The 22,075-nt window shown below is 72.7% G+C and carries 17 protein-coding genes; 10 read left to right on the top strand and 7 right to left on the bottom strand.

The annotated features are described in order from the left end of the window. Nucleotides 1-6: 6 nt before the first annotated feature. Together ACXJKF_RS08810 and ACXJKF_RS08805 are read left to right on the top strand one after the other, a co-directional pair. Nucleotides 7-1,227, top strand: a complete 1,221-nt coding sequence (locus ACXJKF_RS08810; RefSeq protein WP_456787355.1) for a pyrophosphate--fructose-6-phosphate 1-phosphotransferase — start codon at nt 7-9, stop codon at nt 1,225-1,227. Continuing rightward, nucleotides 1,224-2,576: a class II 3-deoxy-7-phosphoheptulonate synthase gene (locus ACXJKF_RS08805; RefSeq protein WP_456787354.1), complete on the top strand. Its 1,353-nt coding sequence runs from the start codon at nt 1,224-1,226 to the stop codon at nt 2,574-2,576. The genes ACXJKF_RS08810 and ACXJKF_RS08805 overlap by 4 nt, the downstream gene beginning before the upstream one ends. A gap of 56 nt (nt 2,577-2,632) precedes the next feature. Here ACXJKF_RS08805 and pknB read toward each other — a convergent pair whose 3' ends face one another. Next, a complete protein-coding gene (gene pknB / locus ACXJKF_RS08800) occupies nt 2,633-4,672 on the bottom strand; it encodes a Stk1 family PASTA domain-containing Ser/Thr kinase (RefSeq protein ID WP_456787353.1) in 2,040 nt (679 codons plus the stop codon). Nucleotides 4,673-4,720: 48 nt separating this feature from the next. Further along, nucleotides 4,721-5,857 carry a LysM peptidoglycan-binding domain-containing protein gene (locus ACXJKF_RS08795; RefSeq protein ID WP_456787352.1) on the bottom strand — a complete coding sequence of 379 codons (1,137 nt, stop codon included), beginning with the start codon at nt 5,855-5,857 and terminating at the stop codon, nt 4,721-4,723. A 144-nt stretch (nt 5,858-6,001) separates the two neighbouring features. Here ACXJKF_RS08795 and ACXJKF_RS08790 point away from each other — a divergent pair, with 144 nt between their 5' ends. Further along, nucleotides 6,002-6,415 (top strand): Rv2175c family DNA-binding protein, encoded by a 414-nt coding sequence (locus ACXJKF_RS08790; protein WP_456787351.1) that lies wholly within the window; start codon nt 6,002-6,004, stop codon nt 6,413-6,415. 23 nt (nt 6,416-6,438) lie between these two features. On the opposite strand, the gene ACXJKF_RS08785 is transcribed toward ACXJKF_RS08790, so the two are convergent. After that, nucleotides 6,439-7,560: a polyprenyl synthetase family protein gene (locus ACXJKF_RS08785; RefSeq protein ID WP_456787350.1), complete on the bottom strand. Its 1,122-nt coding sequence runs from the start codon at nt 7,558-7,560 to the stop codon at nt 6,439-6,441. Between the two features lie 9 nt (nt 7,561-7,569). After that, nucleotides 7,570-8,124: a hypothetical protein gene (locus ACXJKF_RS08780; RefSeq protein WP_456787349.1), complete on the bottom strand. Its 555-nt coding sequence runs from the start codon at nt 8,122-8,124 to the stop codon at nt 7,570-7,572. Nucleotides 8,125-8,247: 123 nt separating this feature from the next. Between ACXJKF_RS08780 and ACXJKF_RS08775 the strand changes: the two genes are divergently transcribed. The 3 genes from ACXJKF_RS08775 (at nt 8,248) to ACXJKF_RS08765 (ending at nt 11,681) form a co-directional block, all read left to right on the top strand. After that, the gene (locus ACXJKF_RS08775) at nt 8,248-9,372 is read left to right on the top strand and encodes a DUF4192 domain-containing protein (protein ID WP_456787348.1); all 1,125 of its coding nucleotides are present in this window, start codon (nt 8,248-8,250) and stop codon (nt 9,370-9,372) included. Nucleotides 9,373-9,469: 97 nt separating this feature from the next. Then, nucleotides 9,470-9,865: a universal stress protein gene (locus ACXJKF_RS08770; protein ID WP_456787347.1), complete on the top strand. Its 396-nt coding sequence runs from the start codon at nt 9,470-9,472 to the stop codon at nt 9,863-9,865. A gap of 253 nt (nt 9,866-10,118) precedes the next feature. Then, entirely contained in the window at nt 10,119-11,681 is a 1,563-nt protein-coding gene (locus tag ACXJKF_RS08765; protein ID WP_456787346.1) for an RNA polymerase sigma factor, read from the top strand. A 101-nt stretch (nt 11,682-11,782) separates the two neighbouring features. Here ACXJKF_RS08765 and ACXJKF_RS08760 read toward each other — a convergent pair whose 3' ends face one another. Both ACXJKF_RS08760 and ACXJKF_RS08755 read right to left on the bottom strand, forming a co-directional pair. Then, nucleotides 11,783-12,148, bottom strand: coding sequence for a hypothetical protein (locus ACXJKF_RS08760; protein ID WP_456787345.1), 366 nt, complete (start codon nt 12,146-12,148; stop codon nt 11,783-11,785). 126 nt (nt 12,149-12,274) lie between these two features. Then, the gene (locus ACXJKF_RS08755; protein WP_055915761.1) at nt 12,275-12,484 is read right to left on the bottom strand and encodes a DUF7455 domain-containing protein; all 210 of its coding nucleotides are present in this window, start codon (nt 12,482-12,484) and stop codon (nt 12,275-12,277) included. Nucleotides 12,485-12,647: 163 nt separating this feature from the next. Between ACXJKF_RS08755 and ACXJKF_RS08750 the strand changes: the two genes are divergently transcribed. The 3 genes from ACXJKF_RS08750 (at nt 12,648) to ACXJKF_RS08740 (ending at nt 16,709) form a co-directional block, all read left to right on the top strand. Continuing rightward, nucleotides 12,648-14,774 carry a DNA gyrase/topoisomerase IV subunit B gene (locus tag ACXJKF_RS08750; protein WP_456787344.1) on the top strand — a complete coding sequence of 709 codons (2,127 nt, stop codon included), beginning with the start codon at nt 12,648-12,650 and terminating at the stop codon, nt 14,772-14,774. Between the two features lie 40 nt (nt 14,775-14,814). Beyond that, nucleotides 14,815-15,855 (top strand): GNAT family N-acetyltransferase, encoded by a 1,041-nt coding sequence (locus tag ACXJKF_RS08745; protein ID WP_456787343.1) that lies wholly within the window; start codon nt 14,815-14,817, stop codon nt 15,853-15,855. Between the two features lie 125 nt (nt 15,856-15,980). Continuing rightward, nucleotides 15,981-16,709 carry a lysoplasmalogenase gene (locus tag ACXJKF_RS08740; protein ID WP_456787342.1) on the top strand — a complete coding sequence of 243 codons (729 nt, stop codon included), beginning with the start codon at nt 15,981-15,983 and terminating at the stop codon, nt 16,707-16,709. Nucleotides 16,710-16,712: 3 nt separating this feature from the next. On the opposite strand, the gene ACXJKF_RS08735 is transcribed toward ACXJKF_RS08740, so the two are convergent. Continuing rightward, nucleotides 16,713-19,187, bottom strand: coding sequence for a DNA gyrase/topoisomerase IV subunit A (locus tag ACXJKF_RS08735; RefSeq protein WP_456787341.1), 2,475 nt, complete (start codon nt 19,185-19,187; stop codon nt 16,713-16,715). Nucleotides 19,188-19,290: 103 nt separating this feature from the next. On the opposite strand from ACXJKF_RS08735, the gene ACXJKF_RS08730 reads away from it, so the two are divergent. Then, the gene (locus tag ACXJKF_RS08730; protein ID WP_456787340.1) at nt 19,291-22,026 is read left to right on the top strand and encodes a GNAT family N-acetyltransferase; all 2,736 of its coding nucleotides are present in this window, start codon (nt 19,291-19,293) and stop codon (nt 22,024-22,026) included. Nucleotides 22,027-22,075 lie beyond the last annotated feature (49 nt).

Genomic DNA, 22,075 nt, shown 5'->3' with positions numbered 1-22,075 from the left:
TGTCTCATGTCGGTTCGTCGCGTCGCCCTCCTGACCGCAGGTGGCTTCGCCCCGTGCCTGTCGTCCGCCGTCGGCGGGCTCATTGAGCGATACACGGAGATCGCTCCCGACATCGAGATCATCGCGTACCAGCACGGCTACTACGGCCTGCTGCGCGGCGACAAGATCGTGGTCGACGACGAGACGCGCGCGAAGGCCGGCATCCTGCACAAGTTCGGCGGCTCGCCCATCGGCAACTCGCGGGTCAAGCTCACCAACGCGAAGGACTGCGTCAAGCGTGGGCTCGTCCAGGAGGGTCAGGACCCGCTGCAGGTGGCTGCCGAGCAGCTCAAGGCCGACGGCGTCGACGTCCTGCACACCATCGGTGGCGACGACACGAACACGACGGCCGCGGACCTCGCCGCGTACCTGCACGACAACGGCTACGACCTGACCGTCGTCGGCCTGCCAAAGACCATCGACAACGACGTGGTGCCGATCAAGCAGTCGCTGGGCGCCTGGACCGCCGCCGAGGAGGCCGCGGGCTTCGCGGCGAACATCATCGGCGAGCACCGCTCCGGTCCGCGCATGCTCATCGTGCACGAGGTCATGGGCCGGCACTGCGGGTGGCTCACGGCGGCTGCCGCGGCCGAGTACCGCACGTGGCTCGACACGCAGGAGTGGGTGCCGGGCATCGGCCTCACCCGGGAGCGCTGGGACATCCACGCCGTCTTCGTGCCCGAGCTCGCGCTCGACATCGACGCCGAGGCCGCGCGGCTCAAGGCGATCATGGACGAGCAGGGCAACGTGAACATCTTCCTGTCGGAGGGCGCCGGCATGCACGAGATCGTGGAGCAGCTCGAGGCCGCCGGCACGCCGGTGGAGCGCGACCCGTTCGGGCACGTGAAGCTCGACACCGTGAACCCGGGCCAGTGGTTCGCCAAGCAGTTCGGCGAGAAGCTGGGGGCCGAGAAGACGATGGTGCAGAAGTCGGGGTACTACTCGCGCGCCGCGGCCGCGAACGCCGAGGACCTGCGGCTCATCAAGTCGATGACGGACCTCGCCGTCGAGTCCGCCCTGCGCGGCGAGTCCGGTGTCATCGGGCACGACGAGGAGCAGGGCGACGTGCTGCGTGCTATCGAGTTCCCGCGCATCGCGGGCGGCAAGGCGTTCGACGTGTCGCAGCCGTGGTTCGGCGCGCTCCTGGCGGACATCGGTCAGCCCCTCGTGCCGGCGAGCCACTCATGAGCGTCGAGCCGGACCAGCAGGTCGTCGCCGGGCTGGACGCCTGGCGGTCGATGGGCGCGCTCCAGCAGCCGCAGTGGCCGGACGCGTCCGCGCTGGACGCGGTGACGTCCAGGTTGTCGACCCTGCCGCCGCTCGTGTTCGCGGGGGAGGCCGACCACCTCCGCGCGCAGCTGGCGGCGGCCGGCCGGGGTGAGGCGTTCCTGCTCCAGGGCGGCGACTGCGCGGAGACGTTCAGCACCGCGACCGCGGACAACATCCGGAACAAGATCAAGACGATCCTGCAGATGGCCGTGGTGCTGACGTACGGCGCGAGCCTGCCCGTCATCAAGATGGGCCGGATGGCCGGCCAGTACGCCAAGCCCCGCAGCTCGGACACGGAGACCCGTGACGGCGTGACGTTGCCCGCGTTCCGCGGCGACATCATCAACGACTACGAGTTCACGCCCGAGGCGCGCACACCGGACCCGCAGCGGCTGCTCGAGGCGTACCACACGTCCGCCTCGACGCTGAACCTGATCCGGGCGTTCACGACGGGCGGCTTCGCCTCGCTGCTGCGCGTGCACGAGTGGAACCGCGGCTTCATGGCGAACCCGTCGTACTCGCGCTACGAGGAGATCGCGGCGGAGATCGACCGGGCCATCCGCTTCATGGCGGCGTGCGGTGCCGACTTCGACGCCCTCCGCTCCGTGGACTTCTTCTCGAGCCACGAGGGTCTGCTGCTCGACTACGAGCGTCCGCTGACCCGCGTCGACTCTCGGACGGGGCTGCCGTACGACTGCTCGGCGCACTTCGTCTGGATCGGGGAGCGGACCCGTCAGCTCGACGGCGCGCACGTCGACTACTTCTCGCGCGTGCAGAACCCGCTGGGCATCAAGCTGGGCCCGACGACGTCGGGCGACGACGCACTCGCGCTCATCGACAAGCTGAACCCGCAGGGCGAGGCCGGTCGCATCACCTTCATCACCCGCATGGGCGCCGGCAAGGTCCGCGACCTGCTGCCCGCGCTCGTCGAGAAGGTGACCGCGGACGGTCGGCCCGTCACGTGGGTGTGCGACCCGATGCACGGCAACGGGATCACGTCCGCGTCCGGGTACAAGACGCGGCGCTTCTCCGACGTGATGGACGAGGTCGCAGGCTTCTTCGAGGTGCACCGCGGGCTGGGCACCGTGCCCGGCGGGCTGCACATCGAGCTCACCGGCGACGACGTCACCGAGGTGCTCGGCGGGTCCGAGGAGATCGACGACGAGGGCCTCGCGCGACGGTACGAGACGCTCGTGGACCCGCGCCTGAACCACCAGCAGTCGCTGGAGATGGCGTTCCAGGTCGTGGAGCTGCTCCGCGCGTCCTGACCGCACGCAGTCCGCTGCCGCCCCGATCCGCTCACGCGGGCGGGGCGGCAGCGCTGTCAGAAGACGTTGATCGTGATCGTGCTGCCCCGGGGGGCGGTCTTGCCCTCGCCACCGTCGGGCTTCTGCGAGTAGACGATGTTCAGCGGCGAGATGCCCTGCGGGTGCTCGACCTTCACGATGAACCCGGCAGCCTGCAGCGCGGCCTCTGCCGCCTTCACGTTCTGGCCGTAGGTGCTGGGCAGCGGCAGCATCTCCGGGCCCTTGGAGACGTTCACCGCGATCGTGTCCCCGCGGTGGCCCTCGGCGCCCGCGACCGGGCTCTGGTCGATGATCAGGCCTGCGGCGACCGTGTCGCTGAAGACCTCGGTCGGCGCGAGCTTGAGGTTGTCCGGCTCGAGCTGACCGGTGGCGTCGTCGAGGGTCGTCCCGACGACGGACGTGATCGTGACCGGCTCCGGGCCCTTGGACACGGTGAGCCTGATCTCGGTGTCCCGGATCGTCTGGGCGCCGGCTTCGGCGGGGGTGCCGTCCGGCAGGGTCGCGCTGATGATCGCGGTGTTCGGCGTCGTGTCGCTGTACTCGGGGTCCGCGTACGTGGCCGTGAGGCCGACGGCGACGAGCGCGGCCTCGGCGTCGGCCTGCGACGCGCCGATGATCCCTTCGGGGAACGGCACGTAGTCCGGGCCCTTGGAGATCGTGAACGCGACCGTCCCGTCCTTGCGGATGCGGTCGCCCTGGCCGGGGGTCGTCGCGAAGACCTCGCCGACCGGCGCTGTTCCGTCGAACGCCGAGGACGGGGCTGCAGCGAGCCCGGCACGTTCGAGGATCGTCGTCGCCTCTGCCTCGTTCTGGCCGATGATCGTCGGGACCGTCGTGTAGGCGCCCGGCCCCACCTGCAGGTACCACCAGGTGCCGGCGCCGATGAGGCCGGCGAGCACGGCGAGCAGCACGATCCAGCGGGCGATGTGGCGCCTGGGCGGCGGTTCGGCCGGGGGAGCGGTGAGCACCTCGACGCCGACGCCGAGGCCGATGGGCAGCGCGACCGTCGTCCCGCGGGCGTCACCGGTCTCGATCAGCGTGGTCTCGTCGTCGGCCGTCGACGACGCCTCGACGTCGGCGGGTGCGTCGGCGCTCTCGTCCGACTCGTCCGCGTCGGCGTCGAGGTCGGTCTCGGCCGGGTCGGTCGCCGTGGGGAGCACGATGGACGGAGCGACGGACGCGTGGCGGGCGAGGGTCTCGTCGTCCAGGGTGGCTCGGGTGCGGCGCAGCAGCGCGAGCGCGGCGGCGGCATCGACCGGCCGGTCGTCGGGGTCGCGCGCGGCGAGGGCGCGGACCGCGTCGTCGATCTCGATGGGGAGCCAGTCGACCAGCTCCGACGGCGCGGGGACGTCGTTGTTGACGTGCTGGAACGCCACCTGGATGGGCGTCTCGCCCGTGAACGGCTGACGTCCGGTGAGCATCTCGTAGAGCAGGATCCCGCACGCGTAGACGTCGGTGCGCGCGTCGCTGACGCCGCGGACGACCAGCTCCGGGGCGAGGTAGGCGACCGTGCCGAGCACCGTCCCGGTGGTCGTCGAGGTGACCTCGGTGACTGCGCGCGCGAGTCCGAAGTCGGCGAGCTTCACCCGTCCGTCCGAGGCGAGCAGAACGTTCTCGGGCTTGATGTCCCGGTGCACCAGGCCGACCCGGTGCGCGGCGGCCAGCGCGTCCAGCACGCTCTCCCCGATGCGCAGCGCGTCACCGACGGTGAGGGCGCCCCGCTCGCCGATGTGCCGACGCAGGTTGCAGCCGTCGATGTACTCCATCGTGAGGTAGCTGGTCTCGCCGTCGACGCCCTGGTCGTACACGCCGACGAGTCCGGGGTGCGTCAGTCGTGCGGCCGTCCGGGCCTCGCGCCGGAACCGGGCGACGAAGTCGGAGCCCGACGTCCCCTCGGCGAGGTGGGCGTGCATCACCTTCAGCGCGACGTCCCGGTCCAGGCGCCGGTCGACCGCGAGGTACACGGTGGCCATGCCCCCGCGGGCGATGCGGGACACGACCTCGTACCGGCTGTCGACCAGGCGGCCGACGAACGGATCGGTGATGGTGGCTCCCACGCCAGGGAGTCTACGGTCGTCGGTCCCTCGGATGCGGCAGGCAGGGCCTCACTGGAAGCGCGTCATGTGCGTCTGGACGTTGGCGACGTAGCGCCTGGTGTCCGCGAACATCCCGTTCCTCTGCACCGAGGACGCCCCCTGGTAGTACCCCGCGATCGCGGTGGGCAGGTCCGGGGCGTTGCCGACGAGCGCGCGCAGGATGGCGACGCCCGCCGTGACGTTGTCGTCCGCGTTCACGAGGTTGAGCTGACGACCCACGAGATCCGACGCCCACTGCCCCGAGGTCGGGATCACCTGCATGGTGCCGATCGCGTTGGCGGGGGAGACGACGGCGTGGTTGAACCCGGACTCCTGGAACGCGACCGCCTGGGCGAGGGAGGGGTCGACGCCCATCGCCTGTGCCGTCGCGACGATCTTCGCCTGCATCTCTGCCTTCGAGGGCGTCGGCGAGCTGCGCAGCGCGGCGAGGTTCGCGTTGGCTGCCGCGACGACCGAGTCGGCGTAGGTGCGTCCCGCGAAGGTGTTGCCCACCGTGGCGGCGGGAGCGGGCACGGGGACGACCAGCGTCTGGCCGATGCGGATGAAGGCGCGCGAGTCCAGCCCGTTGGCCGCGACGACGGCGGCGACGGTGGCGCCGTGCTTGGCGGCGATCCCGGTGACCGTGTCGCCTGACCGGACGGTGTAGGAGACGGAGCCCGTTGCCGGCGCGACGGCGGCGGGAGCCGGAGCGGTGGAGCTCGGGGCGGCGGCGCCCGGGACCGAGAGCGACTGGCCGATGCGGATGAAGGCACGGGAGTCCAGCCCGTTGGCCGCGACGACGGCGGCGACCGTCGTGCCGTGCCTCGCGGCGATGCTGCTCACCGTGTCGCCCGGGACGACGGTGTAGGCAGCCGTGACCGCGGCGGGCGCGGGGGCGGCGACCGCGGCGGACGACGCGCTGGGGATGGTCAGCACCTGACCGATGCGGATCCGGGACGCGTCAGCCAGGGAGTTGGCGCGCGCGATGGCGGCCACGGTGGTGCCGCTGCGGGTCGCGATGTGGCTGACGGTGTCGCCCGTGCGCACCGTGTACGAGTCGTCGGCGTGAGCCGCACCTGCGGTCGCGGTCACCCCGACGACGGCCAGCGCGAGCGTCGCGCCGGTCCCTGTGGCGACGCGGCGGGCGATGGCGTGCTGCTGCGACATGATGCCTACCTCGTGGTGCGGAAGTGAACGGATGGTGCCTGTGTGACTGGAGTGACAGAATGCGAACGTATCCGAATACCGCACACGGGGAAAGCGCGGACGGGAATTGCGCAGGTGTAATTCAACGATGCGTACTCTTGTCGGGTGAACGATTCCGCAGAAACGCTCGACCGGCTGGTCGACGAGTGGCTCACCGTCCCTGACGTCGCCGACCGGCTCGGCCTCGACGCCTCGAAGGTGCGTCGGATCGTGCAGGAGCGCCGCATCATCGGCGTCCGCCGCGGCGATCCGCGCGTCTTCGTCGTGCCCGCCGCGTTCCTCGTGCCGGGGCACCTCGCCAACCCGGCTCAGCCCACGACTCCCGACGCGGACCAGCCGTGGACCGTCCTCGCCTCGCTGCAGGGCACCCTGTCGGTCCTGTCGGACGCCGGGTTCAGCGACGAGGCCGCCATCGAGTGGCTCTTCACCCCCGACGACTCCCTGCCCGGGACGCCGATCGAGGCGCTGCGCACGGGCCGCAAGACCGAGATCCGGCGCAGGGCCGCGGCCGAGCTCTGACCGGGAGCGGCCGTCGGTCGCGCTCAGGCGCGCCGGTCGACCGCGGCGTGCGCGAGCCCGATCAGCTGGCCGCGCGCGGGCTCGGCCCACGGGCGCTGGTCCATGAGCGCGAAGGCGGCGCCGGCCAGGTCGTCGATGAGCGCTTCGACGTCGTCCGGCGCGCCGGTGCGCTGGATGGCGGCCGCCAGGGTCACCACGTCCGCGTCCGTGAGTGAACGGTCACCGAGCCGCGCGCGCAGCAGCTCGACGGTGGCCTCGTCGGACGCGGCTCGGGCGCGGGCCACGGCTCGGGCCGTCAGGATCGTGCGCTTGCCCTCACGCAGGTCGTCGCCCGCGGGCTTGCCGGTCGTCCGGGGGTCGCCGAACACCCCGAGCAGGTCGTCACGGAGCTGGAACGCCTCACCCAGGGGCAGGCCGAGCGTGCGGCACGCCTCGAGCTCGCCCTCGTCGGCGTCGGCGAGCGCGGCGCCGAGGACGATCGGGTGCTCGACGCTGTACCGCGCCGCCTTCGTGCGGATGACCTCGCGGGCGCGCGCCTCGTCGGCCGCCGGGTCGTCACCCCACGGCAGCGCCTGCGCCAGCACGTCGAGGTACTGGCCGACGGTGACCTCCGTCCGCATCAGGTCGAACACGAGGCGGGCGCGCTCGGCGCGGGCGAGCGGCTGCAGCGCGAGGGCCCCCGCGAACTCCTGCTCGCTCGCGATGAGGGTGAGGTCGCCGAGCAGGATCGCGGCCGACATCCCGAAGCGCTCGGCGTCGCCGGTGAGGCCGTGCTGGGTGTGCAGGCGGGCGAACGCGCGGTGCGCCGCGGGGAAGCCCCGACGGGTGTCCGAGTCGTCCATGACGTCGTCGTGGAAGAGCGCGGCCGCCTGGAACAGCTCGAGGGCGGCGCCGACGCGCAGCACGGCGTCCGCCTCGGCGGTCCCGGCCCGGCCCCCGTGCGCGCGCCAGGACCAGTAGCAGAACGCCGCTCGCAGACGCTTCCCGCCCGAGAGGATCTGGGCGACCGCGTCCGCGAGCACGTCGGCGTCGTCGCTGGCCGCGGCCAGCACCGTGCGCAGCCGTGCGACGTGCCTGGTCAGCAGCTCGTCGATACGGGACCGGACATCCTCGACGTCGACGAGCGACGGGGTCGTGGGGCTCACGCGGGCAGCCTACGGCGCGGCTGCGCGGACCCGCCCCCCGAGGGTGAGCGTGCGCTGCTCGTCACGGTCGAGGATGCCGATGACGAGCAGCTCGGAGCCGTCGCCCCGGGAGAACGTGGACTGTGCGGCCAGTCCCGGCTCGGCGGCGGGCGGGGCGTTCTCGACGAAGCCGGCTGCGACGAGCGGTCCCCGGACGGCGTCGAGCAGCCCGGCGGTGTCCTGAGACGTGCGGAGGTTGAGGCTGACGTCGGTGAGGTCGGTGCCGTCGACGGGCGCGGCCGACGAGAGCAGCACCTCGGCGCCGTCCGGCACCGGGATGAGGGCGACCGGGAAGCCGGCGACGAGCTCGCCGACGGCGGAGTGCGCGTCGGCGTCCGACTCGGGCAGCAGCGACTCCGAGGGCCGGGGCCCCGGTGTCGCCATCGTGACTGCGCTCCCGGTGGGGGAGGCCTGTCCGGGGGCGCTGGTCGAGCACGCGGCGGTGGACATCCCGAGCGCCAGCGCGACGACGGCAGCGGCGAGGCCGGGACGGGTGCGCGCCGAGAGAGGCGCAGGACGGGGCATCGCGACAGGTTAGCCGCACGCGGAGCCGCATCGAGACGCCCACATCCCCCCGGTCCTGATCCGACGTGCACAGATGCTCCGGCAGGCCCGCACGGTCGCCGGCCCGTCCGGTGGGCTGGCGCCATGCAGACCACCACGCTCCGGGTGAGCGAACCCCAGGAGATCCTCGCGCTCGTCCCTCATCGACTCGGCTTCCGGCCGCGGGACAGTGCGGTCGTCGTGAGCCTGCGTCCCCCGCGCGGCGAGGTCGGGCTCGTCGTGCGCGTGGACCTGCCGCACCTCGCGGACGCCGGCGACGGGCCGCTGCTCGCCCGGACGCTCGTCGCCCACCTCGGCCGCGACGGGGCTCGTCGCGGCATCCTCGTGCTCTACACCGACCGGGATCCCCGGGGTGACGACGGCACCGCGCAGCACGCGGCGCGGCACCTGCGCGAGGCGGCGGAGGACGCCCTCGGGGAGGTCGCGGTGTGGGTGGTCACCCCGACCGGATACCTCTCTCTGGACTGCGTCGAGGCCTGCTGCCCGACGGGTGGCCGACCGCTGCGGGACCTCGACTCGACGCAGGTGGGTGCCACGCTGGTGCTGGCGGGCTCCGCGGTGGCGGACTCGCGTGAGGACATCGCCCGGATCCGCCCGCAGCACGGTGACGTCCGCCGCTCCGTCGCGCGTGTCCGGCGTCGGTGGGAGCACCGGTGCGAGGAGGCGCAGAGCACGGGCGCCGACGCCCTGGACCGGTGGCGGGCGGACTCGCTCGCGGCCTGGCGGTCGGCGGTCGCGATCGTCCAGGCGGGCGAGCCGGGACCGGGCGGGGCGCCGTGGGGGCGCCTCGAGGCGGGCCTCGTCGACCGTCGCGTGCGGGACGCGGTGCTCGTCGCGCTCGTCCCGGGGACCGCGGACCTGCCCGAACGGTGCGTCCGCACGGTGCCGTCGACACCCGAGCTCGACGCGGCGCTCGGTGGCGCGCTTGCCCTGATCCTGGACCCGAGCCGCGGCGTCATCCCGCCCGTCCGGGCGACGGCGGTGCACGAGGCGGTCCTGGAGTCGGTCGTGGCGCGCGGCAGGACCGGGGCGCAGGCGCCGGCGCTGACTCTCCTGGCACTGCTCTCGTGGTGGCGCGGGGACGGTGCGCGGGCGCGTCTGCTGCTGGACGGGGCACTCGACGCCGACGCGGCGTACCACCTCGCGGAGCTGCTCGACGACGCGTTGGCGGCCGCGATCCCGCCCGGCTGGGTCCGGCACACCGACTGACCTGCGAGGAGATCCCACCCGAGAGGTCGTCGCGACCCGCCGCCTCCGGTAGCGTCACGGTTGACGGCGGTGTTGCCGCGGGACGAGGGGAGGACCGATGGGGATCGTGGTCGGCTATCTGGCCACTCCGGAAGGTCGGGCGGCCCTCGGGGCGGCGATCGAGGAAGCACGGCAGCGCGACACGCGCGTCGTGGTCGTCGTGAGCACACGTCCCGACGCTCCGGAGGAGCAGCGCAGCGCCCTCGAGGCGGAGCTCGACCGGGCCCGTGACGAGCTGGTGTCCGCCGGCGTCGACCACGAGGTGCGGGTGCTCAGCGGCGGCGACGTCGCGGACGACCTCATCCTGACGGCGGAGCAGGTCGGCGCCCAGCTGGTCGTGCTGGGTCTGCGACGCCGCAGCCCCGTCGGCAAGCTCATCCTCGGCGCGAACGCGCAGCGCGTGCTGTTCGACGCGCCGTGCCCGGTGCTCACCGTCAAGCCCGGGCCCAGCTGACGCGAGCTGCGCTGGACCGCCGCCCGTGCACGCCGACACACCCGGATGGCTGATCCTCAGGATCGGCCGAACGTGGTCGTGCGGGCGGGAATCTCTGGTGTCCGCCGTTCGTTGAGCACCGTGACCCCATGACTGCCGTCCGCGACGGCCGGCTCGTCGTGCCCGTGATCGCGCCGACCGGCCCGTGGGGTCGGTACAATATCCATCTACCTCCCGGCCCCGTTCCGGGTGTCGCGCTGCCGAAAGGTCGTTCGTGTCGTCCCAGACCCCGCATCCCGCTCTTCCGCGTGAGTTCGAGCACCCCGCCCTGCAGGACCTCGTCCTGCGCGGGCGCACCCACGGCACCGTGGGCGCCGAGGAGCTGCGCACCGCGTGCGAGCAGGCGGACGTCCAGGACGCCAAGCGCCTGCGCGCCGTCGTCCGCGGCCTGGCCACCGCCGGGATCGGTGTCCGCGAGCCTGCTGCTCCGGCGGCACCCGCGCGCGCCGTCGCTGCGACCAGCGCGAAGGCTCGCCCGTCGACCAAGGCCGTCGTGACTCCCGCCGAGGGTGCTGCCGCACCTGCCGCGACCACGCGTGCCAAGGCAGCGCCGAAGGCCGCGGCGGCCAAGACCGCCGCCGCGAAGCCTGCGGCCAAGTCCGCCGCCGCCAAGAAGGCCGCAGCCGACGCCGACGAGGTCGAGGTCGTCGAGGGCGACGAGCCCGACATCGAGTCGATCGAGGAGGTCGTCGTCGAGGCGGTCGAGGTCGTCGAGGTCGTCGAGGATGCCGCCGACACGGACGACGAGGACTCCGAGGACGGCGAGAAGAAGCCCGCCGCGAAGGAGGAGGAGAGCGAGGACAGCGGCTTCGTCTACTCCGACGCCGACGACGACGATGCTCCCGCCCAGCAGGTCGTCACGGCCGGCGCGACGGCGGACCCGGTCAAGGACTACCTGAAGCAGATCGGCAAGGTCGCGCTGCTGAACGCCGAGCAGGAGGTCGACCTCGCCAAGCGCATCGAGGCCGGGCTGTTCGCCGAGGAGCGGCTGAACGCGGGCATCACGATGGAGCCCAAGATCAAGCGCGAGCTCGAGTGGATCGCGAACGACGGCCGGCGGGCCAAGAACCACCTGCTCGAGGCCAACCTGCGCCTCGTCGTGTCCCTGGCCAAGCGCTACACCGGTCGCGGCATGCTTTTCCTGGACCTGATCCAGGAGGGAAACCTCGGTCTGATCCGCGCGGTCGAGAAGTTCGACTACACCAAGGGCTACAAGTTCTCGACGTACGCCACGTGGTGGATCCGGCAGGCGATCACGCGGGCCATGGCCGACCAGGCCCGCACCATCCGCATCCCGGTGCACATGGTCGAGGTCATCAACAAGCTCGCGCGCGTCCAGCGCCAGATGCTCCAGGACCTGGGCCGTGAGCCCACGCCGGAGGAGCTGGCCAAGGAGCTCGACATGACGCCTGAGAAGGTCGTCGAGGTCCAGAAGTACGGCCGCGAGCCCATCTCGCTGCACACCCCGCTCGGTGAGGACGGTGACAGCGAGTTCGGTGACCTCATCGAGGACTCCGAGGCCGTCGTCCCCGCGGACGCCGTGAGCTTCACGCTCCTGCAGGAGCAGCTGCACCAGGTGCTCGACACGCTCTCCGAGCGTGAGGCTGGCGTCGTCTCGATGCGATTCGGCCTCACGGACGGTCAGCCGAAGACTCTCGACGAGATCGGCAAGGTCTACGGCGTCACGCGTGAGCGGATCCGGCAGATCGAGTCCAAGACCATGTCGAAGCTGCGGCACCCGTCCCGTTCGCAGGTCCTGCGGGACTACCTGGACTGACAGGCAGCAACAAACCACACGAAGGCCCGGACCGCGATGGTCCGGGCCTTCGTCGTGCCTGGCGGTCGGCGCGTTCGCGAGATGGCAATCCTGGACCGGCGTCAGCGGGTGATGTACCAGAGGATCAGGTCGTGGGCCTTGTGCGCCTTCTCCACGCCGCGGAAGTCGGCCTCGTGGATCGTGCCGCCGACGTCGATCGCGATGCTGCTGCTGGACGTGAACTTGCCGGCGAACGACGTGTTGCTCACGACCGAGACCGAGCGCACGTGCCGGTACGGGATCGAGGTGATCGCGACCCGCTTGCCGACGAAGCTCTTGTCCTGCATGACGACCCGCAGCGTCGTCAGCCCGACGAAGCCGGTGCCGGTCCCGATGCAGTCGTAGACGGCCAGCACCTCCTCGCCCTGCAGGAGACCGCGGCTGACCAGCTCGAGCTGCTCGGCCTTATCGACGTCGGGCTCTGTCACGGGACGGCTCCTGCTCGTTCGGGGACGACGTGTCGCCGCCGAGCATAGGGGCGACGTGACCCGGACGAGCACGAGGCCCGGACCATCAGGTCCGGGCCTCGCGTCGTCAGAAAGGTGCGCGCTGCGTCAGATCGCGGCACCGGCTCCCGCGCCGTGCTCGGCGAGGAGGCGGTCGGTCTCGTCCTGCACGTGGGTCGCCAGCTCGGCGAACTTCGGTGCGTGCTCGCGTGCGTGGTGCGCGCAGAACAGCAGCTCGCCCACCGCGAGGACAACTCGGACATAGGCCTGTGCGCCGCAGCGGTCGCAGCGGTCGGCCGCGGTCAGTGGATGCGTCATGGTCCCGGTCACAGATCAATAGAACCATCCCGGCGCCGGATCCATCGCACCCAGAGCGGGTGGTTCGCTCACCGCGTAGCAGACTGTGACCCGCCCGAAACATGGCCGTTGCCGGCGGCACGGCTCCAGCCGCCTGTCGTGCCCGGCGACTACCATCGGCCCCGTGACGACGACCTCCCCCCAGTCCGGCTACACCGCCCGGCACCTGTCGGTGCTGGAAGGGCTCGAGGCGGTGCGCAAGCGCCCCGGCATGTACATCGGCACCACGGACAGCCGTGGGCTCATGCACTGCCTGTGGGAGATCATCGACAACTCCGTCGACGAGGCGCTCGGGGGCCACGGGGACCGGATCGAGATCGTGCTGCACGCCGACTCCTCGGTGGAGGTGCGCGACAACGGTCGCGGCATCCCCGTGGACATCGAGCCGAAGACGGGGCTGACCGGTGTCGAGGTCGTGTTCACCAAGCTGCACGCCGGCGGCAAGTTCGGCGGCGGGTCCTACGGGGCGTCCGGCGGCCTGCACGGTGTCGGTGCGTCTGTGGTGAACGCCCTGTCGTCGCGCCTGGACGTCGAGGTCGACCGGGGCGGTCGCACCCATCGCATGACGTTCCACCGCGGTGAGCCCGGCGTGTTCGACGACCGGGCCGGCCTCGGTCCGGACAACCCGTTCGAGCCGTTCGTGTCCGGGTCCGAGCTCGCGGTGGGCGGCAAGGTCGCGCGTGCCCGGACCGGGACCAGGGTCCGGTACTGGGCCGACCCGCAGATCTTCCCCAAGGCTGCCGTCTTCGCGTACGACGAGCTGGTCACGCGCGCCCGCCAGACGAGCTTCCTGGTGCCGGGCCTGACGCTGACGGTGCGCGACGAGCGTGGTATCGCGGGGACGCCCGGCGCCGACGGCCCGCACGAGGAGACGTTCCTGCACAGCGGGGGCGTCGTCGACTTCGTGGACCACCTGGCGCCCGACACCGCCGTGACCGACACCTGGCACCTGACCGGCTCGGGTGCGTTCACCGAGACGGTGCCGGTGCTCGACGAGCGTGGCCACATGACGGCGCAGGAGGTGTCCCGGACCTGCGACGTGGACATCGCGCTGCGGTGGGGGACGGGCTACGAGACCGAGGTCCGCAGCTTCGTCAACATCATCTCCACGCCCAAGGGCGGCACCCACCTGGCCGGGTTCGAGGCCGGTCTGCTGCGCACGATGCGCAAGCAGGTGGACGCGAACGCCCGGCGACTGAAGATCTCGGCGCGCGACACCTCCGAGCGGATCGACAAGGAGGACGTGCTCGCCGGGATGACCGCGGTCGTCACCGTCCGGCTGGCCGAGCCGCAGTTCGAGGGGCAGACCAAGGAGGTCCTGGGCACGGGACCGGTCCGCGCGATCGTCGGCAAGGTCATCGACACCGAGCTCGCCGCGATCTTCGCCTCGCCCAAGCGGGACCACAAGGCGCAGTCGTCGCTCCTGCTGGACAAGGTCGTCGGAGAGATGCGCGCCCGGCTGTCGGCGCGCAAGCAGAAGGAGATCTCCCGTCGCAAGAACGCGCTCGAGACGTCCTCGCTGCCCGCCAAGCTGGCGGACTGCCGCAGCGACGACGTCGAGCGCAGCGAGCTGTTCATCGTCGAGGGCGACAGCGCGCTCGGCACGGCCAAGCTGGCGCGCAGCTCCGACTTCCAGGCACTGCTGCCCATCCGCGGGAAGATCCTCAACGTCCAGAAGGCGTCCGTCACGGACATGCTCAAGAACGCCGAGTGCGCCGCGATCATCCAGGTGGTCGGCGCCGGGTCGGGTCGTTCGTTCGACCTGGAGGCCGCGCGCTACGGGAAGATCGTGCTGATGACCGACGCCGACGTCGACGGCGCGCACATCCGCACCCTGCTGCTCACCCTGCTGTTCCGGTACATGCGACCGCTCGTCGAGGAAGGGCGCGTGTACGCCGCCGTCCCACCGCTGCACCGCATCGAGGTCATCGGGGGCGGAGGGCGCAAGAACGAGTACGTCTACACGTACTCCGAGGCCGAGCTCGTCGCGACCCTGAAGAAGCTGGACAAGGCGGGGAAGCGCTACAAGGACGACATCCAGCGCTACAAGGGCCTGGGGGAGATGGACGCGGACCAGCTCGCAGAGACGACCATGGACCCGCGGCACCGGACGCTGCGGCGCGTGACCGTCGAGGGCGCCGAGCGGGCCGAGAGGATCTTCGAGCTGCTCATGGGCTCCGACGTCGCGCCGCGCAAGGACTTCATCGTCGCGGGCGCCGACGGTCTGGACCGCAGCCGCATCGACGCCTGACCCGCAATCCGGTTGCCGTCAGGGTGCGTCGGCCGGGATCGTGGACGACGTGACCGCCGCCGACCTCGCTCCCATCGCCGAGCGCGCCGCCGCGCCCGCCGACGTCCCGCTGCCCACCGGGACGGACGGCCTGACCTGGCGCCCGCTGACGCTCGACGACGTCCCCGCACTCGCTCGCCTCGTCACGGCGGCGGAGGACGCCGACGAGGCGCCCTACCGGACCTCTGCGGAGGAGATCGACGACGAGTTCGACGGTGACTGGAAGGACCACGCCCGCGACACGCTCGCCGGGGTCGACGCCGACGGGGTGATCCGCGCGTACGCGCGCGCCAACCAGCCCCCCGGCGACGCGCGCGTGGTCCGGGTCTTCCTCGACGGCGCCGTGGACCCGCAGTGGCGCGGTCGGGGGATCGGCCGCCAGGTGCTCGAGTGGGAGACCGCGCGCGGCCGCCAGCTGCTCGCCGCCTCCGGCAAGGAGCTCCCCGCCCGTCTGGCCGTGTTCCTCCACGACAACGCCGACGCCGCGATCCGGCTGGTGCGCGCGGGCGGCTTCACCCCGGCCCGGTACTACGCGGAGATGCGGCGCCCCCTCGACGTCGAGCTCCCGCCCATCGACGTGCCCGAGGGCCTGCGCATCGTGCCGTGGACGACCGAGCTGGACGAGCAGGTGCGCCTCGCGCACAACGAGGCGTTCGCCGACCACTGGGGGAGCGAGCCGCGCACGGCGCAGGAGTGGGTGCAGGGGCGGAGCATGTTCGCGCCGACCTGGAGCTTCGCCGCGATCGACGACGCCACGGGCGAGGTGGCGGGGTACCTGATGTCCGCCCGGTTCGAGCACGACTGGCCCCTGCTCGGCTACAAGGCCGGCTACACCGACCTGCTCGGCGTGCGCCGCGCGTGGCGAGGTCGCCGGCTCGCGCCGGCGCTGCTCGCCACCGTGATGGCCGCCTACCGCGCGGACGGGATGGACATGGCCGAGCTCGGCGTCGACACCGCCAACCAGTCCGGTGCGCACCGGCTCTACGAGGGCCTCGGGTACGCGGTCTTCCACAGCTCCACGATGTACTCGATCGAGCTCTGAACTTGCGTCGCAGCGCGCCCGTCGCGGGTTAGCATCGGCGCGGCGGGACGACGAGGTCCCGCCGTCGCTGTCGCCGGACGAGGACGTCCGGCCTCCTGGAGGTCGCCGTGGGACGCTCGCTGTCCATGGCCGCGCGCACGTGGGTCGCGGTCTTCGTCGTGCTGGTGCTCGTGCATCTCGCCGCGCAGGGGGCGGGCGCCACCACGCTGGCCGACGTCACCCAGTGGATGCTCATGCCCGCGCTCGCCGCGGTCGTCGTCAGCGCGACGCGGTGGCCGCGCGGTCGCGTCGTGACGTGGACGCTCGTCGCCCTCGGCTTCTCCTGGCTCGGCGACCTCGTGCCGTCTCTGGTGGGCCCGGACGCGTCCTTCCTCGTCATGGTCGGCTTCTTCCTGCTCGCGCAGGTGGCGTACGTCGTGGCGTTCGCACCCCTGGTCCGGCGCTCCGTGGTGCACAGCCGCCCGGTCCTCCTGCTGCCGTACGCGGCCGTGCTCGTCACGCTGGTGGCGCTGTGCGCGCCGGGCGCGGGTGCGCTGCTCGTCCCGGTCGCCCTCTACGGCGGCGTCCTGGTCGCGATGGCGGTCCTGGCGACGGGTCTGGGGCGCCTCGGCGCGTTCGGCGGCGCGGTCTTCCTGCTGAGCGACAGCCTGATCGCGCTCGAGGCGTTCGTGCCCGGCTGGGAGCTGGCCGGGCAGGGCTTCTGGGTGATGCTGACCTACACCGTCGGCCAAGGGCTCCTGGCCGCGGCGGTCATCGGGCGCAACGTCGCCGAGCGTCGGGCGCCCGCGCCGCGACCTGTTCGCACGTACGCGCAGCGGCCGCCCGTGCCGGACAACGTGGTCGCGCTCGTCTGACGCTCAGCCGACGGCGTGCACGGGCGCGGACAACGACGTGCCCGACATGTCTCGCCGCGGGTCGACCGCGGGCAGCTCGACCGGCTGACCCGCCGAGCCCGTCGCCCACGCCGGGGACGGACCGACCCAGCCGAGCAGGAGCACGTCCTCGTTGCGCAGGAAGCGGTGCGCCCGGACGCCGCCCGTGGCGCGCCCCTTGCCCGGGTAGGCCTCGAACGGGGTGACCTTCGCCGAGCCGGTCTGGGTGCCGGGGAGCGCGCCGGACGCGCCCGCGACGGTCACCACGACCGCGTCGGCGGCACCGTCGGCGGGCACCGCGCTGAACGCGACCACGCGCTGGCCGGGCGCCAGCTTGATGCCGGCCATGCCGCCCGCCGAGCGCCCCTGCGGCCGGACGGCCGACGCGGGGAAGTGCAGCAGGGAGGCGTCGGAGGACAGCAGGACCAGCTCGTCGGTGTCGCGCACGGCGACCGCACCGACCACCTCGTCACCGTCCTTGAGCGAGATCGCCTCCCAGGCGTCGCGGTTGCCCGGGACGTCACCGGACGTCACGCGCTTCACGGTGCCCTGGACCGTGGCCAGCGCGAGGGTCGGCGCGTCGGTCGCGAGCGACGCCAGGCCCACCACCCGCTCACGGGGCAGCAGCGACACGACCTCGCCGAGCGGCACGCCGCCCGACAGCGACGGCGCGCCGTCCGTCGGGGGCAGACCCGGGAGGTCGAGCACGGAGACGCGCACGATGCGGCCCTGCGACGTCACGACACCGATCTCGGCACGCGCCGTGGCGGGGATCGACGCGGACACGACGTCGTGCTTGGCCCGACGGGCACCGTCGGCACGCGCCGGCAGGTCCTCCGACGCCGTGCGTGCGAGGAGGCCGGTGCCCGAGAGCAGCACCCAGCACGGGGTGTCGGCGATCTCCAGCGGGGCCGCCGCACCGCGCGCCGCAGGGGCTCCGGTGATGGAGGTCCCGCCCGCCGACTCGAGCAGGATCGTGCGGCGCGGGGTGCCGTACGTGGCGGCGACCTCGGCCATCTCGTCGGAGACCAGCCCGCGCAGCCGGGACTCGTCGGCGAGGATGGCCCGCAGCTCCGCGATCTCCTCGACGAGCTGCTGCTGCTCCTTCTCCAGCTCGATCCGGGAGAACCGGGTCAGGCGGCGCAGGCGCAGCTCCAGGATGTACTCGGCCTGGGGCTCCGACAGGTCGAACACGGTCCGCAGCCGGGCGCGCGCGGTGTCGGCGTCGTCGGACGTGCGGATCACCTGGATGACCTCGTCGATGTCCAGGATCGCGACGAGCAGGCCCTCGACCAGGTGCAGGCGTTCCAGCCGCTTGGCCAGGCGGTGCTGCGAGCGCCGCCGCACCACGACGAGGCGGTGCTCCACCCACACGACCAGCAGCTCGCGCAGCCCGAGGGTGCGCGGCTGCCCGTCGACGAGCGCGACGTTGTTGATCGAGAACGAGTCCTCGAGCGGGGTGAACCGGTAGAGCTGCTCGAGGACGGCCTCCGGGACGAAGCCCGTCTTGATCTCGATGACCAGGCGCAGGCCGTGCTGGCGGTCGGTCAGGTCGACCGCGTCGGAGATGCCCGAGAGCTTCTTGCTCTGCACGCCCTCCTTGATCTTCTCGATGACCTTCTCCGGGCCCACCGTGTACGGCAGCTCGGTGATGACGATGCCCTTGCGCTTGGGCGTGACGTTCTCGATCCGGGCCGTCGCACGGGTGCGGAACGCACCGCGCCCGGTGCGGTAGGCGTCGCGGACACCGTCGAGGCCGACGATCTTGCCGCCGGACGGCAGGTCGGGGCCCGGGACGAAGCGCAGCAGGTCCTCGAGCGTGGCGTCGGGGTGCAGGACGAGGTGGCGGGCCGCCGCGACGACCTCGACAAGGTTGTGCGGAGCCATGTTGGTGGCCATGCCGACCGCGATCCCCGACGCGCCGTTGACCAGGAGGTTCGGGATCGCCGCGGGGAGCACCTCGGGCTGCGTGAGCTTGTTGTCGTAGTTGGGAACGAAGTCGACGACGTCCTCGTCGAGACCCGTCGTCATGGCGAGCGCGGCCGGCGCCATGCGCGCCTCGGTGTACCGGGGCGCCGCGGGACCGTCGTCGAGCGAGCCGAAGTTGCCGTGGCCGTCGACCAGCGGCAGGCGGAGCGAGAACGGCTGGGCCAGGCGCACCATCGCGTCGTAGATCGCCGCGTCGCCGTGCGGGTGCAGCTTGCCCATGACCTCGCCGACGACGCGCGCCGACTTCACGTACGGACGGTCGGGGCGCAGGCCCATGTCCGACATCTGGTAGAGGATCCGGCGCTGCACCGGCTTGAGGCCGTCGCGGGCGTCGGGCAGGGCGCGCGAGTAGATGACGGAGTAGGCGTACTCGAGGAACGAGCCCTCCATCTCGGTCGCGACGTCGATGTCGACGATGCGCTCGACGAGGTCCTCGGGCGGGAGGTCGGGTGTCGCGGGGCGACGCGCCATGCTGCTTGCTCCTCGGGGCCGGTCTGCTGTGCGGCGACCATTGTGGACCGTCCGGGACCTTTGGCGGGCGCGGCGCGCTGCTGCCCGCACTAGCGTGACCGTCATGGCAGACGTCACGGCTGACGGCCACCCGCGTCCGGGTCTCGCGTACCCGGCCGCCTGGGAGGCGGACGTCGTGCTGCACGACGGCTCGACCACGCACGTGCGGCCGCTGCGTCCCGACGACGCCGACGCCCTGCAGGCGTTCCACGTCGGGCAGTCCGAACGGTCGACGTACCTGCGCTTCTTCGCACCGCTCGAGCGGCTGTCCGAGCGGGACCTGGCGCGGCTGGTCAACGTCGACCACGTCGACCGGGTGGCGCTGGTCGCGGTGTCGAGTGGGGCAGGACCTACGGGTGCTGACCAGATCATCGGCGTCGCGAGGTACGACCGCATCGGCACCGACGAGGCCGAGGTCGCGTTCAACATCGCCGACGCCCACCAGGGACGTGGCCTGGGTTCCGTGCTGCTCGAGCACCTGGCCGCGGCCGCACGCGAGCGGGGCGTGCGACGGTTCGTCGCCGAGGTCCTGCCGCAGAACGGCCGCATGATCGCCGTCTTCAAGCAGGCCGGGTACGAGGTCCGGCAGCGGACCGAGGACGGCATCGTCGCGGTCGGCTTCGACATCGACCCGACCGACCGCTCGCTGGCCGTGATGGCCGACCGCGAGCACCGCGCGGAGGCGCTGTCGATGCGCGGCGTCCTGCACGCGTCGTCGGTCGTCGTCGTCGGGCCGGGGACGGAGGCGGGCGAGACGCTCGAGGGCCGGCTGGCCTCGCGCGTGCTGGCGGACCTGCTCGTCGGGGACCCGTCCGTCGTCGTGCACGCGGTCGCCGTCCCGGGCGACCCGCCGCTGCCGGTGCACGCCCGGATCGCGGACGTCCCCGGGCCGGTCGAGCTCGCCGTCGTCGCCGTGCCCGCCGCCGCGGCGTCCGACGTGGCCCGGGACCTCGCGCGCCTCGACGTGCACGGGATCGTCCTGCTGAGTGCGGGGTTCGCCGAGGACGGCCCCGACGGCCTGGACCGGCAGCGCGCGGTGCTCCGCGCGGCGCACGGGTCGGGCATGCGGGTGGTCGGTCCCAGCTCCTACGGGATCGTCTCGACGCGCGAGGGCGGCCTGCAGCTCAACGCGTCCCTGGCGAAGTCCCCGCCGGCGTCGGGGCGGGTCGGGCTGTTCTGCCAGTCCGCCCCGCTGTCCGTCGCGCTGCTCGCGGCGGTGCGACGCCGGGGCATCGGGGTCTCGCAGTTCGTGTCCGCCGGTCACCGCGCCGACGTGTCCGGCAACGACCTGATGCAGTTCTGGGCCGATGACGACGGCACGGACGTCGTCGGGCTGTACCTGGAGTCGCTGGGCAACCCGCGCAAGTTCTCCCGGGTGGCCCGGCGACTGTCGCTGATCAAGCCCGTGATCGTCGTGACCGCCGGGCGGTCCGGCCAGGTGGTGCCACCGGGGCACGCCGTGCGGCCGACGCACGCCCCACCGCGCACGCTCGCGGAGATGCTGCGCCAGTCCGGGGTGGTGCGCGTCGAGAACACGCACCAGCTCCTCGACGTCGCCCAGGTGCTCGCGCACCAGCCGCTGCCCGCCGGCCGCCGCACGGCGATCCTGGCGAGCTCCGCGTCGGTGGCCGCCCTCGTCGCCGAGGCTGTCGCGGCGGCCGGGCTCGTGGTCAGCGGGCACGTCCAGCTGCTCGCCGAGGACGCCCCGCCGGACCGGGTCCGGGCGGCGGTCGACGCCCTCTACGACGACCCCGACAGCGACGTCGTCGTGGTCGTCCGCATCCCGACCGTCGGCGGTCCCGACACCGTGCTGCAGGACGCGGTCGCGCAGCGGGCCGCGCGGTCCCGGCGGACGACCGTGGCGTGCATCTACGACCTGCACGGCCTGACACCGGAGCTGACCGCCCGCGACGACGACGACCGGGAGTGGACGGTCCCCGCGTACAGCACGCCCGAGGACGCCGCCCTGGCGCTCGGGCACGCCGCCCGCTACGCGCGCTGGCGGGACAGCGACCGCGGGCGGCCCCTGCACCCCGAGGGCGCCGAGACACGGGCCGCCCGCCGGCTCGTGGCGGGATGGCTCGGTGCGGACGCCTCGGGCGACACCGCCCTGGCGCTCGACAGCAGCCAGGTCGCGCAGCTGCTCGCCACCGTCGGCGTGCCGGTGGTGCCGTCGACCCGTGTGCACGACGCCGACGACGCCGTCGCCGCCGCAGAACGGATCGGCTGGCCGGTCGCGCTCAAGACGACCGTGCCGGCGCTGCGTCACCGGGCCGACCTCGGCGGGGTCCGCCTGGACGTCGAGGACGAGGCGGAGCTGCGGGCGGACGTGGCGCAGGTGCTCGCGCTCGCCGCGGGGTTCGAGACGACGGACGGGGACGAGCCCCTGGAGGTGCAGGCGATGGCCCCGCACGGTTCCGCGTGCGTCGTGCGCTCGGTCGAGGACCCCCTGTTCGGCCCGATCATCAGCTTCGGGCTGGCCGGCGACGCCTCCGACCTGCTCGGTGACGTCGCGTACGGCGTGCCGCCGCTCACCGACGTGGACGTCTCCGAGCTGGTCCGCACGGCCCGCGCAGCCCCTCGGCTCTTCGGGTACCGCGGGTTGCCGGCGCTGGACGTCGCGGCGCTGGAGGACCTCATCGCCCGCGTCGCGGTGCTCGCCGACGACCTGCCGGAGCTGCGCTCGCTGGAGCTCAACCCGGTGGTCGTGTCCGAGCACGGCGTGGCGGTCCTCGGCGCCCGCGCCGCGGTGTCCCGCGCGGACCGTGCTGACGCCACCCGACGGCTCCCGAGGGTGTGACCCTGTGCACGCTCGCGGGACACGCCCCGTGAGGTGGGAGGATGGGCGC

This window comes from Cellulomonas sp. P5_C5 (assembly GCF_054049655.1).
This window is presented reverse-complemented; position numbering and strand designations above follow the sequence as displayed.

Excerpts from the sequence above, each read along its gene's own strand:
- ACXJKF_RS08730 (WP_456787340.1), top strand. The coding sequence starts at position 19,291 with ATGGCAGACGTCACGGCTGACGGCCACCCGCGTCCGGGTCTCGCGTAC.
- ACXJKF_RS08780 (WP_456787349.1), bottom strand. The coding sequence starts at position 8,124 with ATGCCCCGTCCTGCGCCTCTCTCGGCGCGCACCCGTCCCGGCCTCGCC.
- ACXJKF_RS08770 (WP_456787347.1), top strand. The coding sequence starts at position 9,470 with ATGGGGATCGTGGTCGGCTATCTGGCCACTCCGGAAGGTCGGGCGGCC.
- ACXJKF_RS08740 (WP_456787342.1), top strand. The coding sequence starts at position 15,981 with ATGGCCGCGCGCACGTGGGTCGCGGTCTTCGTCGTGCTGGTGCTCGTG.
- ACXJKF_RS08805 (WP_456787354.1), top strand. The coding sequence starts at position 1,224 with ATGAGCGTCGAGCCGGACCAGCAGGTCGTCGCCGGGCTGGACGCCTGG.
- ACXJKF_RS08795 (WP_456787352.1), bottom strand. The coding sequence starts at position 5,857 with ATGTCGCAGCAGCACGCCATCGCCCGCCGCGTCGCCACAGGGACCGGC.
- ACXJKF_RS08755 (WP_055915761.1), bottom strand. The coding sequence starts at position 12,484 with ATGACGCATCCACTGACCGCGGCCGACCGCTGCGACCGCTGCGGCGCA.
- ACXJKF_RS08775 (WP_456787348.1), top strand. The coding sequence starts at position 8,248 with ATGCAGACCACCACGCTCCGGGTGAGCGAACCCCAGGAGATCCTCGCG.
- ACXJKF_RS08810 (WP_456787355.1), top strand. The coding sequence starts at position 7 with ATGTCGGTTCGTCGCGTCGCCCTCCTGACCGCAGGTGGCTTCGCCCCG.
- ACXJKF_RS08735 (WP_456787341.1), bottom strand. The coding sequence starts at position 19,187 with ATGGCGCGTCGCCCCGCGACACCCGACCTCCCGCCCGAGGACCTCGTC.